The organism is Mangrovibacterium sp. (assembly GCF_059905295.1).
Window position 1 is genome coordinate 1 of sequence record NZ_JBZQJF010000158.1, and the last position, 17,668, is coordinate 17,668.

At 42.0% G+C, this 17,668-nt stretch carries 14 protein-coding genes; 10 read left to right on the forward strand and 4 right to left on the reverse strand.

From position 1 onward, the window contains the following. The 7 genes from AC37HE_RS08295 to AC37HE_RS08325 form a co-directional block, all read left to right on the forward strand. Nucleotides 1-451 (forward strand): UpxY family transcription antiterminator (locus AC37HE_RS08295; RefSeq protein WP_500782360.1); only part of this gene is annotated, 451 nt, incomplete at its 5' end. 138 nt (nucleotides 452-589) lie between these two features. Continuing rightward, complete coding sequence (locus AC37HE_RS08300; protein WP_500782361.1) at nucleotides 590-1,822, forward strand: M48 family metallopeptidase; 1,233 nt, start codon at nucleotides 590-592, stop codon at nucleotides 1,820-1,822. A 72-nt stretch (nucleotides 1,823-1,894) separates the two neighbouring features. Next, entirely contained in the window at nucleotides 1,895-3,142 is a 1,248-nt protein-coding gene (locus AC37HE_RS08305; protein ID WP_500782362.1) for a competence/damage-inducible protein A, read from the forward strand. Between the two features lie 111 nt (nucleotides 3,143-3,253). Then, the gene (locus AC37HE_RS08310; RefSeq protein ID WP_500782363.1) at nucleotides 3,254-5,728 is read left to right on the forward strand and encodes a hypothetical protein; all 2,475 of its coding nucleotides are present in this window, start codon (nucleotides 3,254-3,256) and stop codon (nucleotides 5,726-5,728) included. An 88-nt stretch (nucleotides 5,729-5,816) separates the two neighbouring features. Further along, nucleotides 5,817-6,302 carry a precorrin-2 dehydrogenase/sirohydrochlorin ferrochelatase family protein gene (locus tag AC37HE_RS08315; RefSeq protein WP_500782364.1) on the forward strand — a complete coding sequence of 162 codons (486 nt, stop codon included), beginning with the start codon at nucleotides 5,817-5,819 and terminating at the stop codon, nucleotides 6,300-6,302. Nucleotides 6,303-6,585: 283 nt separating this feature from the next. Beyond that, nucleotides 6,586-7,518, forward strand: a complete 933-nt coding sequence (locus tag AC37HE_RS08320; protein ID WP_500782365.1) for a magnesium transporter CorA family protein — start codon at nucleotides 6,586-6,588, stop codon at nucleotides 7,516-7,518. A gap of 245 nt (nucleotides 7,519-7,763) precedes the next feature. Continuing rightward, nucleotides 7,764-9,458 carry an ArnT family glycosyltransferase gene (locus AC37HE_RS08325; RefSeq protein ID WP_500782366.1) on the forward strand — a complete coding sequence of 565 codons (1,695 nt, stop codon included), beginning with the start codon at nucleotides 7,764-7,766 and terminating at the stop codon, nucleotides 9,456-9,458. On the opposite strand, the gene AC37HE_RS08330 is transcribed toward AC37HE_RS08325, so the two are convergent. Next, nucleotides 9,455-11,089, reverse strand: coding sequence for an ArnT family glycosyltransferase (locus tag AC37HE_RS08330; RefSeq protein WP_500782367.1), 1,635 nt, complete (start codon nucleotides 11,087-11,089; stop codon nucleotides 9,455-9,457). The genes AC37HE_RS08325 and AC37HE_RS08330 overlap by 4 nt on opposite strands. Before the next feature lie 237 nt (nucleotides 11,090-11,326). Here AC37HE_RS08330 and AC37HE_RS08335 point away from each other — a divergent pair, with 237 nt between their 5' ends. After that, nucleotides 11,327-11,992 carry a hypothetical protein gene (locus AC37HE_RS08335; protein ID WP_500782368.1) on the forward strand — a complete coding sequence of 222 codons (666 nt, stop codon included), beginning with the start codon at nucleotides 11,327-11,329 and terminating at the stop codon, nucleotides 11,990-11,992. 85 nt (nucleotides 11,993-12,077) lie between these two features. Here the strand turns inward: AC37HE_RS08335 and AC37HE_RS08340 are convergent, their stop codons facing one another. Beyond that, a complete protein-coding gene (locus tag AC37HE_RS08340; protein WP_500782369.1) occupies nucleotides 12,078-13,022 on the reverse strand; it encodes an aldo/keto reductase in 945 nt (314 codons plus the stop codon). Nucleotides 13,023-13,213: 191 nt separating this feature from the next. Here AC37HE_RS08340 and AC37HE_RS08345 point away from each other — a divergent pair, with 191 nt between their 5' ends. Then, the gene (locus tag AC37HE_RS08345) at nucleotides 13,214-13,984 is read left to right on the forward strand and encodes a hypothetical protein (RefSeq protein WP_500782370.1); all 771 of its coding nucleotides are present in this window, start codon (nucleotides 13,214-13,216) and stop codon (nucleotides 13,982-13,984) included. Between the two features lie 99 nt (nucleotides 13,985-14,083). Here AC37HE_RS08345 and AC37HE_RS08350 read toward each other — a convergent pair whose 3' ends face one another. Together AC37HE_RS08350 and AC37HE_RS08355 are read right to left on the reverse strand one after the other, a co-directional pair. Beyond that, nucleotides 14,084-14,863: a GDSL-type esterase/lipase family protein gene (locus tag AC37HE_RS08350; RefSeq protein ID WP_500782371.1), complete on the reverse strand. Its 780-nt coding sequence runs from the start codon at nucleotides 14,861-14,863 to the stop codon at nucleotides 14,084-14,086. 873 nt (nucleotides 14,864-15,736) lie between these two features. Continuing rightward, nucleotides 15,737-15,886 (reverse strand): PspC domain-containing protein, encoded by a 150-nt coding sequence (locus AC37HE_RS08355; protein WP_500782372.1) that lies wholly within the window; start codon nucleotides 15,884-15,886, stop codon nucleotides 15,737-15,739. A gap of 359 nt (nucleotides 15,887-16,245) precedes the next feature. On the opposite strand from AC37HE_RS08355, the gene AC37HE_RS08360 reads away from it, so the two are divergent. Further along, nucleotides 16,246-17,193, forward strand: coding sequence for an NmrA/HSCARG family protein (locus AC37HE_RS08360; RefSeq protein ID WP_500782373.1), 948 nt, complete (start codon nucleotides 16,246-16,248; stop codon nucleotides 17,191-17,193). Nucleotides 17,194-17,668 lie beyond the last annotated feature (475 nt).

Below are 17,668 nucleotides of genomic sequence, written 5' to 3' on the forward strand. Positions count from 1 at the left end.
ATGGATGGAACTCACAAACAGGGGAATTGAAAGCTACCTGCCCTTGCAACAAAAGATAAGACAGTGGAGCGACCGCAAAAAAAAGGTCGAGTTACCGCTCCTGCCGGGCTACCTATTTGTTCATATCGACGGGAAGGAATATGATGCAACCTTGCAGGTCTCCCATGTTGTTTGCTTTGTGACAACTGCCGGGAAAGCCACACCAATCCGCGACGAGGAAATTCTTACCTTAAAAAGAATTTTAGCCCCGCAGGATTTACAAGTTGAACTGACGATTGATGATCTTGCTCCGGGACAAAAGGTCGAAGTAATTGCCGGGCCACTCCTAGGTATGAAAGGGGAACTCGTTCAACTAAAAGGGAAAAAAGTGGTTGGCGTTCGTATAGAACAGATTCCCTACACCATAACCGTCGATATTCCGCTGGCTCATATTGAAACAATCCCGGTCTAAATTTTATCGTACGACCAAAATTTCTTCTGTTACTGCGATTGTGTGCTTCTTGGTTTCCTTGCACAAAAGAACAATACGATAGCCCGATCAAATCGCATCCTTTTTTCTACCTTTGGTAGCCTCATAAAAACAAATAGAATGACAACGATTTTCTGGCTGATTATTGCCATCCTTATTCTTGATTTTGTATTAGAACGCGTACTCGATTATCTGAATACAACTCGTTGGAGCGACCAGTTGCCCGAAGAAGTAATAGGGATATACGACGAAGAAAAATACCGAAAACAACAGGCTTACTCAAAAGTCAACCATCGCTTTGGGATGCTAACCAGTTCTTTTAGCTTTCTGTTAATCATGCTCATGCTATTCTTTGGTGGATTTGCCTTGGTTAACACCTGGGCCTTGTCCGTTTCGGAAAGCCCCATATGGTCGGCACTCATCTTCTTTGGTATTCTACTGCTCGCATCCGATCTGCTCACCACCCCATTCGATTTATATAGCACTTTTGTCATCGAAGAAAAGTTCGGATTCAATAAAACAACCATAAAAACATATCTCCTGGATAAATTAAAAGGTTGGCTGCTTGGCGCAATCATTGGAGGAGGCCTTATGGCATTTATTATTTGGGTATACACCAAAACCGGTGAAAACTTCTGGTTGTGGGTATGGTTGGTCATCAGTGCATTCTCGATTTTTATGGCGATGTTTTATTCGAGCCTTATTGTGCCATTATTCAACAAGCAAACACCGTTGGAGGATGGGGAGTTGAAAACCTCCATTAACGAATTTTCAAATAAAGTGGGCTTTAAGCTCGATAACATCTTTGTGATTGACGGCTCAAAACGTTCTACAAAAGCGAATGCCTACTTTGCCGGTTTGGGAGCAAAAAAGCGGATTGTTTTGTATGACACGCTGATCAAAGACATGGAGATTCCTGAGTTGGTAGCTGTTTTGGCTCATGAAATCGGACATTATAAGAAAAAACATATCATATGGAGCTTGATTTTGGGCGTCCTGCAGACCGGACTTATGCTTTACATCTTCTCGCTGGTGATCGGCAGTCCTGAGCTATCGCAGGCATTGGGAGTTGATAAAGCTTATTTTCACATTGGCTTAATCACTTTTGGAATTCTTTACTCCCCGCTTTCATCAATCATGGGAATTGGAATGAATATCTTTTCCAGGAAAAATGAATACGAGGCTGATGCATTTGCCGCTGAAAATTACAACGCAGAATCTCTTGCAACTGCATTAAAAAAACTATCGGTCAACAACCTCAGCAACCTGCGCCCTCACCCGGCCTATGTTTTTGTGCATTACTCCCATCCAACACTTTTGCAACGACTAAAAGCGCTAAAGGAAAGCAAGTAATTTTACAAGCTTTACATGCAATACTCGATTCATCAAATTGAAAATTAGAACTTGAAATTTGGACTCAGCCATATGAAAGCAGAAATTATTACAATAGGCGACGAAATCCTGATTGGACAAATTGTCGATACCAACTCGGCCTGGATGGCTGAACAATTGAATCTGAATGGAATCGAAGTTTACCAGGTTACTTCTGTTCACGACGATCACGCACACATTATGCAAGCGCTCGCGGATGCCGAAAGTCGGGCCGATATCGTTTTGATTACAGGAGGGCTTGGACCAACCAAAGATGATATTACGAAGAAATGCCTCTGCGAATATTTCGAATGTGGCATGCACTCCGATAAGCAAACTTTACAGGCAGTTACTGAGCGTTTATCGAAACGAAATATCGCCATTAACCAACTCAATCGAGACCAGGCCCTGGTTCCCGACGCTTGCACCGTCTTACCCAATAAAAACGGCACTGCCCCAGGCATGTGGTTCGAAAAGAATGATACTATTTTCGTATCTATGCCTGGCGTGCCATACGAGATGATGGGAATTATGGAAGAAGAAGTCCTTCCCCGCCTCCGTAAATCGGGCAAAGTAAAATCGATCTTCCACCAAACTGTTTTGGTCTACGGAATCGGTGAATCAACACTTGCTGAGATGCTGGACGAATGGGAAACCACCCTCCCTCCGTTCATTAAGTTGGCCTATCTCCCAAACCAGTTGATGGTCCGGTTGCGCCTTAGTGCATATGGCGATCATATGGACGAACTCAAACAAGTCGTTGAGCAAAAAATACAGGAACTACAACAAATTATCCCGGATAATATTTTCGGCTACAACGGCGATACTATTTCAGCCATCACGGGTAAACTGCTTTTAAAAGCAGGCAGCATGGTTGCTGTGGCCGAAAGCTGTACCGGTGGAAATATTGCACATTTATACACAGAGATCCCGGGTTCTTCAAGCTACTTTCAAGGTGGCGTAATCGCCTATTCCAACGCCGTAAAAATGGCACTCCTCGGTGTTAAAGCTGAAACCCTTGATGCCCATGGTGCTGTAAGCAAAGAAACAGCACTGGAAATGGTTACCGGTATAAAACGAGCGTTGGGAACCGATTATGGCATAGCAACAACCGGCATAGCCGGACCAGATGGGGGAAGTATTGAAAAACCCGTAGGGACAGTTTGGATTGCCGTCTCCGGCAAAAATGAGACACGGGTTGAATGCCATCGGTTTCACCATAACCGTTCCCGCAATATTGAGCGCGCATCGCAAACTGCCTTAAACATGTTGCGACAGTTGTTGATTTCAGAATTAAAATAAGTTAAACAACAAACGAAAATCCATTCGTCTGCGTTTATATGACGGGCGCTTTGTCTGAAAGCCAAAACCTCGAAATTCCACAAAGCACCACAAATAAAAAAAATAGGAGCCATGAAGAAAGTCTTGTTGATTATCGTATTGATTTTTGTTGTCCTTATCGGTTCAGCTATTCTTGTTCCCGTAATCTTTAAAGGCCCGCTTTTAGCCAAAGTAACGAAAGCCATTAATAAAAATGTCAATGCCAAAGTTGAATTTACCGACTTCAACCTTAGTTTATTTAAAAGCTTTCCCAAGGTAAATGCGGAACTGACAGGCTTGACGATAACCGGTAAAAATCAATTTGAGGAAGATACGCTGTTAGCTGTTCAGTCTATTTCGACAAATCTCTCGCTAAATGAGCTTTTCAATAGCGACGAAATGGCCATTAATACAATTCGGGTGGATCATGCAAACCTCTACCTACTATCGACACTCGATGGTATCGCAAATTGGGATATCATGCAAAGTTCAGATAACGAAACACCAACTGACACCACTAAATCTGATTTAGCCATAGACCTTCAATCGCTTGAAGTAAGAGACTTAAATCTAACCTATAAAGACGAAGCATCAACAACTATAGTTCAACTGAAGAATACCAATATCGATGCCTCCGGCCAAGTGGCAGGCACAGTCACCAAATTCAATTTAAAAAGTGACATTGATGAATTCGTGCTTGATTATGATTCTGTACAGTACATCTCAAATACCAAGTTAAAAGCCGAAAGTGAGCTTACTGCCGACTACGATAAGATGGTGTTTACTTTTGGTGAGTCGCATATATTTCTGAATGATTTACCATTAGACCTTAGCGGGCGTTTCGAAATGCCATCCGACAGCATGTATTTCGACCTAAAGCTTACTCAGCCTCAAAGTGATTTCAAAACACTGTTGGCCATGGTTCCGCAATCCTATCAATCGTATCTGGAAGGTGTAAAAACAACTGGTGAGGCAGGATTTGATGCAGCCATAAAAGGATGGTTTTACGATGATAATTATCCAGAGATCAACAGTCGAATCTATGTGAAAAATGCCGATTTCCAGTATCAAGACTCTCCGGAAAAGATCGATCATATTGCTTTGGAAACGTCGATTTACAAGCCTCAAGGGGATTTGGATTCACTTAAAATAGAAATTTCAAAAGCGCACGCCCAAATCCGGGAAAACCCGATTGACCTAAGGTTGCTGCTTACAACGCCAATGAGCGATCCAACATTTAATGCAGCATTAAGCGGTAAAATTGATTTTAACAATCTTGCTGATGTGCTACCAATGGACAGTATTCAACTAAAAGGAATTGTACAGGGAAACATTGGATTACAAGGAACAATGTCGGCAGTTGAAGCCCAGGATTTTAACCGAATCAATTCGAACGGAAACTTCTCCTTCAACAAGATTAGTATTCAAACACCACAACTGAAAGAAAAACTGGAGTTGAATACCGGAAATATAAAAGTTACGAACCAGAAAATTTCAATCAAATCATTTGCCGCGAAAGTCGGACAAAGTGATTTTACGCTAAACGGCGAACTGTCCAACTACCTTCCCTACTTCCTCAACAATAAAACATTGAAAGGAAGTTTTGATCTCGAATCGAACTATATAAATATGAACGAGCTGGCCACAATCATGGTGGAAGATACCCTTAAAACGACTACTGTTAACGACAGCATCATAGCGTTTCAGGTTCCGGGGAATCTTGATTTAAGCTTCCGCTCTCAAATTGCCAAAGCCACTTTCGACAAAATGGATATCAGCAATATTGACGGGCTTATCATTGTTAAAAACAAAATACTGCAGCTCCAAAAGCTGAATATGAATATGCTTGGAGGCGAATTAACACTTGACGGGAATTACATTAGCAATGAAACCAACCAGCCCGACTTCGATTTCAATGTGAATATTAACTCGTTTGAAATACCTGCTGCTTACCAGTCGTTTAGCACCATGCAGCGCTATGCCCCTATCGCATCGAAAAGTAGTGGTAAGGTTTCGTCGCAAATTAAATTTAAAGGGAAGCTGAATCAGGCACTCGAAGTTTTACCAACATCACTGAATGGCTCTGGATTGCTAAGCACACAAGGCCTTGAAATTGTCGATTCGCCAACATTCGATCAAGTGAAAAATTTCGTTAAAAAAGATAAGTTGAAAAATGTGAAGATCGACGACTTTACATCAAATTTCAAACTTGAGAACGGCAACCTGCTGGTTAATCCATTTACGACCAGGATTGCCGATCAGGATGTGACCATATCCGGCAAAGTTCTGGTGGATCAAACCCTTGACCTCGACTTAGCCTTCAATGTAAACAAGGACGATTTATCGAGCGACATTACCAAAACCCTGAGCTTTATTCCGGGAAGCAGCAATATTTCGAAACTTGATGTTGGCGTAGCGGTAACCGGCGATCTGAAATCCCCCAAGGTATCACTTGATTTAAGCAAAGCTCAAGAGCAAATTGCCGCAGAATTCAAAAAGTCATCGCAAGAGGAGATCCAGAAGTCAGTCAAAAAATTGGGAGACGAGCTCAAAAAAATATTCAAGTAAGGTAGCCTGTTTTTCAACCGGCAAAGAAACGCGCCGGCTAAACAAGCTGATGAGTTTGTTGTTTGATGCATGTAGATACAAGTGACTCATGAAAAGAAAGTATTTACCCATATCGCTGGATATTACCAACCAGAAAATACTTATTGTTGGAGCCGGCAAAAGCGCATTCTCAAAAGCCAACATCCTCAAGCGATTCGATGCAGACATTGAATTTGTAGCCCTCGAAATCTGTGAAGAAATCAAAAACAGTGGATGGCCTTATAAGCAAAAAGCTTACGAACCAACTGATCTGGATGACTACATCATGGTTTACAGCTGCTCTAACAATGAAAAGCTGGATTGCCAGATTCGACAGGATGCTAAAAAGAGAGGCGTTTTATGCAATATTCACGATAAGCCAAAGATGTGTCAATACGTGTCGCCGGCAGTCTATCAATACAAAAACATGACCGTGGCTGTTGCCTCAAACGGACAGGATGTATTTAAGTCCATTAAATTACGAAATCATCTTCGAGACTACTTAGACAAGCATATCGAGGAAATTCTTGATTTTAGCAAGTATGGGGAAGAATGAGGTCTGTTTGTCAGGTTGGAACCATTTAATTACGACAGTCTCAAACAACATCATTTCAATACATTAATGAACAAAAAGCCATAGAAGCGCTACGATTAACAAAAATTTATTACCACGAAAAGCCACGCTTTGCAAAAACTTTGTGTACTTTTGCGGCGCTCAAAGCAAAAAACGAAACATGGACGAAGGCCCGTATTATAGACAGTTTCCAGTATTAACCTCGCTGTAGGAGGCCTTGGTTTTTTATGCCCTCCTTCAGACAAAAAGAAAAGGAGGAAAACACATGTTAAAAATCTTCAAAAGCTTCGGTGGTTACATTGAGATTCCGCAGGCAGAGCAAGATTGTTGGATCAACGTGATTCAACCCACCCCAGCAGAGATACTCCAATTACAAGAAGAATTTCATGTTCCGGCTGATTTAATTCAGGATATTCTCGACGTGGACGAACGCCCGCGTTATGAAGTTGACGATGACTGGTCACTGATTATCTTACGTATCCCTGTTGAAACAGAGCATAACGGGGTTCCATTCAACACCTTGCCCTTAGGCATTATCAATATCAAAGGAGTTACAATAACTTTGTGTTCAACACCTAACGAGGTATTACCACTGGAACAAACAGCTTTATACCGAGGACAAAACCACCTGATTCACGACGAGCTTAATTTCATCATCAAGCTTTTCCTTCGATCAGGAACCACCTACCTTCGTTACTTAAAGATCATCAACCAGCAAACAGCCCGCATCGAGGACGAGCTGGAGCGTTCCATCCAAAATAAGGAGTTAAACAAGCTATTGAAGATGGAAAAGTGCCTGGTGTTCTTTATCACCTCCCTTAAGGCCAATGAGATTGTTTTAGCAAAACTTCGGAATGCACTAAAGCGCAATATGAATGAACTAAACGAAGATTTGCTCGAAGATGCCATCATTGAGAATAAGCAGGCGCTTGAGATGTCGCAAATTTACTCCGATATCCAGGCCGGAATGATGGATGCTTTTGCATCGGTAATCTCGAATAATTTGAACGTTGTGATGAAACAGCTGGCATCCATCTCCATCATTTTAATGATCCCGACCTTGATCGCCAGTTTATACGGGATGAATGTTCCCAACCACCTGGAGAGTACCACATGGGCCTTTCCACTAATTATCCTGATCTCTGTTTTTATGGCTGGACTCGGGATATTCATCTTCCGCAAAAAGGATTTGTTCTGATTATAAAATATTATTTTCCCGAAGTTCTGATTACTTCGGGATATTTTAATAGTTTTATCAGGTTCAATTCCTGCATATCACACACTTACCAAACTAGCTTCTATGAAATCAAAGCTTACAAGCATTACAAAGTAATTTCATAAAAATTAAAATATTACTAATCAAAATATTACTACTAAAACCGACCTGATTTTTGAATTAACTTGCACCTGACTCAAACCCCGGAATCATTCAACAGAAGTGCTATGTTAAAAAATAAAATTTTCATATTCAGTGGTCTTTTTGCCCTGCTTCTTGTCGTTGTAGCCTACTATTTAGGACTATTCATCGACTTAACTGCCGATACCGGGAAATACGGAACCATTGCGCGTCACATTATTGAAAGCGGCGATTTTATCAACCTAAAGATCCATGGCGATCCTTACGAACAAAAGCCTCCACTCCTGTTTTGGCTAGCAGCCTTAGGCTTTAAAATTGGCGGAGTCCATAACTGGAGCTACAAACTATTCGCAGTACTTTACAGTTTTGCAGGCTTCTGGTTTACCTACAAACTGGGTAAAGTCCTTTATTCAAAGCGTACGGGCCTATTAGCAGCTGTATTACTAATGAGTTCCGAGGTTTACTTTCTCTTTACGATGGACGTGCATACCGACCTGCTTTTACAAACCAACATCACCTTAGCCATTTGGCAACTGGCTGAATATCTGAAATCAAAGAAAATTGCCAATTATATTTGGGCATTTGTCGGAGTTGGTTTAGCAATGATGAGTAAAGGGCCTGTTGGAGCAGCAATTCCAGCCTTTGCACTTGGCTCTCACTTGCTGATTAAAAGAGATTTTCGCCAACTTTTCAACCTGAAATGGGCTCCCGGCATTTTGCTGGCTCTATTACTGGCATCTCCAGCGTTCATTGGTCTTTACAACCAGTTTGGCTGGGACGGGCTGAAATTTTTCTTCATCACCAATAATGTAGGTCGAATTACCGGTTCATATGCCGGCTCCAATACCGACTACCTATTCTATTTTCACACCTTACTTTACCTGTTCCTACCCTGGACCTTCCTCTTGATTATCGCCATGATTAAAGAATTTCAGAGTTACGTCAAGACCCCCTATTCGCAACGGGAATACCTGACTACGGGTGGCATCTGGATTTATTTTCTGATTGCTAGCATGGCCAAAGGAAAAGCACCACATTATATCTTCAGCATTATCCCCTTGTTTGCAGTTCTTGTTGGTAAGTGGCTCGATTATTACCTGCAAACGGAAAATCTGAAGATATTAAAGCGACTATTTCGACTGCAGTATGTCATTTGGTTCCTCCTCATTGTGTGTTTAATCAGTTTAATGGCCTACATCCTGCCGTCGCAGCAAATCATCTACCCCGCCCTGCTTTTGGTAAGCCTAGCTATTTGCACTCACATTTTAATGCAGCCTCGCAACTATGGCGTAAAACTAATTCTGCCATCTGTAATTCTTATGGCTTGTTTAAATATTTACATGTACGCCAGTGCGCTGCCTCAGGCATTTGCCTACCAGGCATCAACACGGGCAAGCAAGCTTTATAACGCCCAGGCCAAACCCGACGAAACCTTCTACAACTATCTGTATAGCCAGTACGAGGTGTTTTTTTACAGCGATACGGATGTAAAGGAGCTGAATGAACTCAATCAGTTAAAACTAGACCCGGATCATGCCTCCTGGATTTTTACGAACCAAGCCGGTAAAGACAGCATCCAATCGATCTACCGCGATAAAATAGAAATTACCTATCCGTTAAAACATCGGGGAATGAATCGAATGGGAATTCAGTTTATGAACCCGGCAACACGCGAAAAATCATTATCAACCATGTATTTGCTGAAGCTTGCTCCTGCGAACACTAAATTGCACAGCAAACACCAAATTGCTGACAACCACAAACCGGTAAAGGGAAATTAGTTCGTCAATTTCACCAGGTAAAGCTTTTCAGTTTTACTGGCCCGGGTTTTCGGATTGATAAACTTCAAGGAAATGCGCGATAGGCTACGATGTTGCATCTCTTCAACCTTCTCGTATGGGATCTTCATCTCATCCAGGGAAGCAATGCCTTCTGCTGTCGTATAAAGCCAATCGCCGGCCGGTAAATGTGCAGCCCGCAAGTCATCCTCCGTAATCAGGTAACGTCCATAGTTCTTCGAGTAGAAGAAGATTCCCCAGTAACGGGCTCTCTCGGTATAAATATTCAGCTTTGCCCCATCGTCAGCCTGTTCATTAAAAACCCGGCAAGCCTCGAGTGGTGAATGATATTTAGCCAAATTCGGTAGAATATGGGTATTCAGCGTAAACATGAAGATCGAGATCGCCAAGAACAAACTGGTCAGTTGTCGGTGCAAGCTGTTTTTCCAACTGATACTATACAGAAAGAAACCAGTCAAAATAAGATCAACTACCCACACCCAAAGTTTTCCGTTGGGGAAGAAATACAATAAAAACGGATAAACAGCAGCTACCAGCACAAGGCCAACAAACAGGTGTATCCATGAAATTGTCCGTTTCAGTTTGCGAAAGTTGGTTCCTTCATAGATCAGAACAGCCCAGCGTGCACCAATCAACAGGAAAAGCGGTAATACAGCCATTTCGTAATGGGGGTTCTTTTGCTTAGCGATGGATGCGATGATCAGGTAAAACAATAAACCTCCAAGTGTGTAATATTCGTTATTCTCCGCCGGATTCTTTCTGTTGACAATCTTTTCGCGGATCTGTAGCACCAAACCAACAAAGGCAAAGATCATCCAGGGTGCCATCATGTATAAACTGGTGTGTATATAAAAGAACGGATCACTATTCGTCCCTTTGTAGCTTCCTGTTACACGCCCCACGTTGTTCGTCCAGAAGTAAAACTTCAGCCCTTCCAGACCAAAGTGTTGAAACAGACCGACCAGTGCCGGCAGAATAACAATAAACACAATCGGGATAGCCAGCAACCAGCGGTAATTCAGAATTCCTTTGAAATTGCGCGTTAACAATAGGTGTGTACCAACGGCCGCTCCCGGAATAACCATACCGACAGGCCCTTTGGTTAACATGGCCAGTCCAACAAAGACAGCACCAAGATAGAAATGATACTCCCGTTTAAATTTGAAATAGGCAGCAAACTGCCAAATAGCAAGCATGACGGGTACAGCCAGCAAAGTGTCGGTATGAATATCGCTATGAAAATGAATAAAGCCAAGTGAAGTAATCCAGAAAAAACCAGCCAGCTTTCCGGTGAGCTTCCCGTAGAGTAACTCACCCAATTTATAAGTGGCAAAGGCACCAATTAAGGCAATGAGCAAAACGACTGTTTTATAAACAGCCCCTGAAACCCCAAACAGTGAAAAAGCAGTTGCTCCAATCCAAAAGAGTAAAGGCGGCTTTTGCTCATAGGCTTCATGCCCGATGGTCATATTCACCCAATCGTGGTTATGCAGGATTTCGCGTCCAACCTGAGCATACTTTGCAGCATTAACCACCAGCGGATTAAATATGCCCGATACGTTTACGAGCAAACAGATAACAATCAATGGCAATAGCCAGGCAAGCTTTTTCATAATCAAAAATGTAAATCCATGCAAAGGTAAAATTTAAGTTCAAATTTCCTGACATCTAACTCCTCTTCATACTAAGCTGATCAGACACCCTATAGAAAACCAATGTTGATTAAAAGGCAGCTTTCAGAAAAGATAAGCTTTCGATTTTTATACTATTTTTGCGCTGTTATTGATTATTAATTATTCTGAGATCGAATTTTAATACAACAACAGCAGAAACAACTAAAAACAATGTACATGAATGGTTTAAAAAACATTACCAAGTTAGAATACCTGTTTTTCTTTTTGCTTTTTGCAGCATCCGGATACGGACTGTACCTGGCTTTTACTGACATGAATGCTTTTCTGGTTTTCACGGAAGAAGACGGTATGGTTGAGAATTTCACATCGCTTTTTCTTTTTGCAGCATCCGGGGTTTGCATATATCGGGCTATTGCCTTTAAAAAAATCAATAGCTCCGGCTTATGGATCTTCACGGCCATCGTTCTGGCAGTTCTGTTTTTCTTTGCCGGTGGTGAAGAAATCAGCTGGGGACAACGGATCTTCGGCATCAAATCGAGCGAATTTTTTCTGGAACATAACAAGCAAGCCGAAACCAATTTGCACAACCTCATCGTAGATGGTGTGAACATCAACAAATTAATTTTCTCACAAATTCTGGTGTCGGTAATGGTGATCTACTTCTTGTTTATCCGCTTGCTGGTCAACAAGGTTAAATTCGTCCGCAAGCTGGAGCAGCAATTTAATGTACCATTACCCAAGATTCAACATTCGGTGGTCATGCTTCTTGTTGCCGGATTAATTGCCATAATTCCAAATGCCAAGAATGCTGAATTGCTCGAAATGTCGTTTGCTTTTATCTTCTTCCTGATTTTCCTGAATCCGGCAAAAGTGAACGATTAAAAATAATTCCTCCGACATTAGTCAGGCTATCAAAAAAGCCGACCTGTTACCATACAGATCGGCTTTTTTGTAATGGCTAAGTATCTTAAACCTTATCCTTATACCACTCATACTTACCGTCTTGAGCATACGGATAGGTTTTCTCCAGCAAACTGGCTATTTCATCTTCCGTCATGGGTTTAAAGTTGCGGGTAATTTCCAGGTTATGCCGAAAATGCTCCAGCTTATTCATTCCCGATACAACACTCGAAACGGGTAAGGTCATGCTGAAGCGCAAACATTCTTCGATGGTAGCAATACCTTCATTAACGATTGCGCCGGAAGCAACCGACTTCATTCCAATGATACCGATGTTTCGTTCCGTGAGCATCGGAATGATTTCCTGTGAAAAGCTCAGATAATGATGGTCCAGCACATTCAGAGGCATCTGTACGGTTTCCCACTCAAATCCCCGCTCTATCATTGCCCGGTGTATTTTAGGCTGACTATGACCTGTAAAACCAATATGACGGATAATCCCTTCATCCCTTTTTTTCATCACGTAATCCAGCACTCCGCTCGTATAAATCTTATCGACAGCGTCCATACTTTCAATCTCGTGGAATTGCCACAAGTCCAAATAATCTGTTTGCAATCGTCTAAGGCTTGTTTCCAAATGCTCCTGTGCCGTTTTCGGATCACGACCATGGTGCTTGGTCATCAATATAGCTTTGTCACGATAACCATCCAGTAGTGCTTTTCCCATCATTTCTTCACTTCGTCCGTTGTTGTAATGCCAGGCATTATCAAGAAAATTAACGCCATTGTCGAGTGCCTCACGGATCAAAGTCACCGAGTCTTCATCGCTAATAAAGCGGTCACCAATATGGTAGCCACCAACGCCAAGCAAAGAAACATCCAGCCCTGTTTTTCCAAGTTTACGATACGGCATTCCCTCTTTTGTGAAAGAAATGCCCAAGCCGGCAACAGACATAGCAGCCATGGCAGCTGCCGTGTTTTGGATAAATTCGCGACGCTTCATGAGTTTCATTTTTCTTAAGGGAACGACAGCCACATCTTTTTGTTTCATCAGCAGAAGAAAGACCACTGGCTCGACATACCCGGAAGGCATGCTAAACGAAAGCCCAAACACCCTTCATCATTCAACTGAATAACAAAAGCTTACCCTTTCAAAATTCAACTAAATTTCGTACCTTATCTATCGAATCAAAATCTTACATTATGAAGAAAGCTGTAGGTTTAATCACCTTATTGATCCTCCTTACAGCATTTCAAACAACTACCACCTTTGCACAAGATCCCGTTCCCAACAAGTTTGTTGTCTTTGAGGAATTTGTTTCTCCGGCTGATATGCCTGCTTTTTGGAAAGCCCAGATGAAAGTTTGCGAGCTGTGGCAAAAACATCAATTAGATGTTCCCGTGTATGCTTACCTGAATGATGACGATGCCTTTTACTGGGTAATGCCTATCGAGAATTTCGGATCTCTGGATGGTATCTATGAAAAACTCTGGGCAATGCATCAAACCATGATTGATGAGGACGCCTTTGATGCCAACAAAGCTTTCCGCGACATTTACTCAGGCCGTCAAAGCGTCATTCAGCACGATCCTGCGCTATCGCATCACCTCGGAGACGAAAATCTGAAACCGGAAGATACCCCTTTCTGTGAATGGATGTTCTGCTACCTGAAAGCAGGCCACGAACATGAGATTGATAAAGCAATCCAAAATTACGTGGATTACTACAACAAGATTGGGGCAAGCTACAATTGGGATGTTTACAAAACCCTGTTTGGCCCGGACACTCCCATGTACGTCATTATGATGCGCGACAAAGATGAAGTAGCAATGCGTACGTTAGAAAAAGAATTAAATGACAGTCATAAGGAAGACTTCGACCGATTGTGGCAGGAATTCACATCCCATTTGCGGAAGATCGAAATCAAGAAAGGTTGGTACTTACCGAATTTTTCGAATATACAGGCCAACTAAGCTGTTAACCGGCCAACAAACCGTTTCTACATAAATGGTCAAGTTCAGGACTGCCGCAGCAATCCTGAACTTCTATTTTATTCGGGCTATAAACAACGTTTATTTCTGAAGCGACTTCGGACTTTGCGTTTCAACAGCTTCAATGGAATCCTTTAAGCTCAAGGTTTTGTGAATGAGGTCTTCCTCCTGAAACCGATCAAAAAGAATCTTGGCCATCTTCTTGTGCCCCTCTTTATTAGGGTGTAAATGATCGGTAAAGTATTGGGGACTATTCACAAAGGGAGTGTGAAAATCAACCACATAAAGGTCATTCTTTTGGGCAATAGAGTCGATTAACGGAATGGTATACTTAACAAGTAAGGTGTCGTTATGAGGACTATCCGGTGAATAAGGATGCCCCTTCCAAATTGGTGGAGGCAAACATACAATAAACGTGATGTTGGGATTGACACTCCTGAACGTATCGATTAAATCCTGGTAATCGTTGTAAAATTCTTTTTGAACCAAATCATAGAGTACCGGCTTAGAATCATTTGTTCCCAAAGCAACCAGGCAGATGTCCGGAACTGAAGCCAAAGCCTTTTTAAATACAGGTTCGATCCAGATTGGTTGCGGACCATGCTTTGTTAGCGTACGGCCAGGAACTCCTGCATTTAATATTTCAAGCGTATCGCCATAAACTTCTTTCATCAGCTTACCAAACTGGGTAGCATAGGAAACCTGCTGATCTTTTTTTCCATAATCATAAACCCCTGCTGTAATACTATTGCCGATAAAGGCCATGCGAACTTTACTGCTTTGGCAATTGGCCGAATTCGATATGATGAGAAAAGCCAATACGGCCCAAATCATTTTGGTGAAAGTTTTCCGAGGAAACATATTTTATAATTTTTGGTGAAAAGTAATTCGATCCCTACTATTCAATTGTTTGAAGATGTAAAAATAGAATTTATTTTTTCGAATTAGCCGGATTTGCGGCATTACGGTCATTTAGAAGTTTTCGAATGGAAAAGCTGAATACATTTACACACTTTTCCGGACACTCTCCGAATTGAAACAGCATAAGCCAAAGACATGCTAAAACCAGCCGGTTATGTCACAAGTTTAAACAGTTCCGTCTCGCAACTGAATGGATGCAAAACAGAACAAGCCGGTTACACTTCAAAACCATTTAAATGCATGACACAAATGAATAGATCTGTGACGTTTTCATTCATTTGCATGGCACAAATGAATAGATCTGTGATGCTACCATTCATTTGCATGACGAAACAAGCTGAAAGCGTCACGGAAATGACTGGAGGCGTCGTGGAACTGTACATTTCCGTCGTACATCTGTTCATTTTCAGCTTCAACAGGTCAAAGTTACAATCAAACCAGCCGGTTTTGTCACGCAAATGATTTGAAGCGTGACGCAACTAAATGAAGATGTTACGCAACTGAACAAAGTTGTCATGGAACTGAACAAAGATGCGACACAAATGATTTGCGGCGTCGTGGAACTGTACAGTTGAACCTTTACATAAGCAAAAACGATCCTGCTTAAATAGGCATAAACAGACATTCAAAACAAAACCACATCACAAGCAACTGAGATGAAAAACGAATCATCGGATTGTTCAGGACCGACTGTCCGGGAGAAAAAGGATCGCCTTTGGCACACCCTACAACTACAAACCTGCATCAAGATAAAAGCTCCAACCCGATTGTGAGGATTGGAGCTTTTACGCATTAAGTTAAGCGAATTGCCAATTATTTCGAAAACATTTTAACCAGCCAAAGAATCAGGTACAAACCTAATCCAATACCAAAAAATAAAACGCCAACAACAAAGGCAATACGAATCGCTTTAACGTTCCATCCTAATTTTCCACTTAACCATTGTGAAACTCCTAAAATCATAAGTCTTGTTTTTTAAATTATTATGCCCTAAAATAAAAAAATAAAATATTACGATTCATACATTTTGAGGAATCTTATGAACAATTTGATATTAAATGCTCTAACAAACCACCCTTTTGGATTAACATGGTACCTGCTGTGGTAAGCAAAAGAAAAAAGCATGCTTCTTCCTAATTCCGGAGAAAGAAGTAATTAATGTTAAAAAGAGTGAAGATCAGCAAGTCTTAAGCCTAAACTGCCAAACAACATACTAAAAATCAGACCTATTATCCATTCGAATCGTTATAAAAGACAACTTCGTCTTTTATTCAGATCATAAGACCCCTTATTCGATTCGTTTAACCTAAAAAATTCAAATCATGAGTAATCAAAAAATAATCACAGTGGTTGGAGCAACAGGAGCTCAAGGCGGAGGGTTGGTACGGGCGATTCTGAATGATCCGAGTGGTGAATTCTCGGTCCGTGCGGTAACACGCAATGCCGGTTCGGATAAGGCCAAAGCACTCGCCGAACTGGGCGCCCATGTTGTTGAAGCCAATGTAGATGACAAAGACAGCCTGGTAAAAGCCTTTGACGGCTCGTATGGCATCTTTTGCGTGACTTTCTACTGGGAACATTTTTCGCCGGAAAAAGAAATGCAACATGCTAAAAACATGGCCGAAGCAGCCAGCCAGGTTGGAGCCAAACACGTTATTTGGTCAACCCTGGAAGATACCCGCAAATGGGTTCCGCTGGACGACGACCGGATGCCAACGCTGATGGGCAAGTACAAAGTTCCACACTTCGACGGCAAAGGTGAATCTGATGCGTATTTCGTGAATAGCGGGGTACCCTATACTTTATTGCTGGCCTCCTTTTATTGGGACAATTTCATTTTCTTCGGCATGGGACCACAAAAAGATGCCAATGGTCAACTGGCCCTCAACCTTCCCATGGGTGATAAAAAATTACCCGGCATTGCAGCCGAAGACATTGGGAAATGTGCTTTTGCCATTTTCAAAGATCCCGCCAGCTATCTGGGAAAAACAGTCGGCATTTCCGGAGAACATCTCACCGGACAGGAAATGGCTTCATCTTTCTCCAAAGCTTTCAACACCGAGGTGGCTTATAATGCTGTACCTTTTGATGTTTACCGAGGCTTGGGCTTCCCCGGCGCTGAAGATCTGGGTAACATGTTCCAGTTTAAACATGATTTCCAGGAGGACTTTTGCGGAATAAGAAGCGTTAAGGATTCGAAAGCCATGAACCCGGAACTACAATCTTTTGACCAATGGCTCGAACAGCACAAAGGACAAATAAACCTTTAACCAAAGAAGCCTGGTCGACTTCACCCCTTCGTCCGGAAGAGATGTAAAAGGAGGGCATCTGAGTGTCAAAGCCGCTCAAATGCCCTCTCCTATTTCTTACAGTTCCGTCATTGGTAGGACGACAAAGTAGGACTCAATCCTTGAAATGTTGAATATCGAATAACCAATAGGAAATGTAGAAGTAAAGTTTCGAGTTTCGAGTTTCGAGTTTCAAGTTGTCAGTTATGGTTACCCTTGTATAGTCCAGGGGCTATTTGCTCGTTGCTTCGAACAATTGTTAATCAATAATCGGCAATCGTTAATCCTGAAGTTTTAAGTTTCGAGTTTTAAGTTTCAAGTTGCGGGTTCCGGGTTCCGTCATTGCGAGGACGACGCAGGAGGACGCGGCAATCTTTCAAGTTCCAAGTTCCAAGTTGCGAGTTACGAGTTCCGGGTTTCAGCTCTCTAGGACTGGTAACTGAGACTGAACACTTTC

Coding starts and splice junctions, on each gene's coding strand:
- AC37HE_RS08300 (WP_500782361.1), top strand. CDS start 590: ATGACAACGATTTTCTGGCTGATTATTGCCATCCTTATTCTTGATTTT.
- AC37HE_RS08305 (WP_500782362.1), top strand. CDS start 1,895: ATGAAAGCAGAAATTATTACAATAGGCGACGAAATCCTGATTGGACAA.
- AC37HE_RS08310 (WP_500782363.1), top strand. CDS start 3,254: ATGAAGAAAGTCTTGTTGATTATCGTATTGATTTTTGTTGTCCTTATC.
- AC37HE_RS08315 (WP_500782364.1), top strand. CDS start 5,817: ATGAAAAGAAAGTATTTACCCATATCGCTGGATATTACCAACCAGAAA.
- AC37HE_RS08320 (WP_500782365.1), top strand. CDS start 6,586: ATGTTAAAAATCTTCAAAAGCTTCGGTGGTTACATTGAGATTCCGCAG.
- AC37HE_RS08325 (WP_500782366.1), top strand. CDS start 7,764: ATGTTAAAAAATAAAATTTTCATATTCAGTGGTCTTTTTGCCCTGCTT.
- AC37HE_RS08330 (WP_500782367.1), bottom strand. CDS start 11,089: ATGAAAAAGCTTGCCTGGCTATTGCCATTGATTGTTATCTGTTTGCTC.
- AC37HE_RS08335 (WP_500782368.1), top strand. CDS start 11,327: ATGAATGGTTTAAAAAACATTACCAAGTTAGAATACCTGTTTTTCTTT.
- AC37HE_RS08340 (WP_500782369.1), bottom strand. CDS start 13,022: ATGAAACTCATGAAGCGTCGCGAATTTATCCAAAACACGGCAGCTGCC.
- AC37HE_RS08345 (WP_500782370.1), top strand. CDS start 13,214: ATGAAGAAAGCTGTAGGTTTAATCACCTTATTGATCCTCCTTACAGCA.
- AC37HE_RS08350 (WP_500782371.1), bottom strand. CDS start 14,863: ATGTTTCCTCGGAAAACTTTCACCAAAATGATTTGGGCCGTATTGGCT.
- AC37HE_RS08355 (WP_500782372.1), bottom strand. CDS start 15,886: ATGATTTTAGGAGTTTCACAATGGTTAAGTGGAAAATTAGGATGGAAC.
- AC37HE_RS08360 (WP_500782373.1), top strand. CDS start 16,246: ATGAGTAATCAAAAAATAATCACAGTGGTTGGAGCAACAGGAGCTCAA.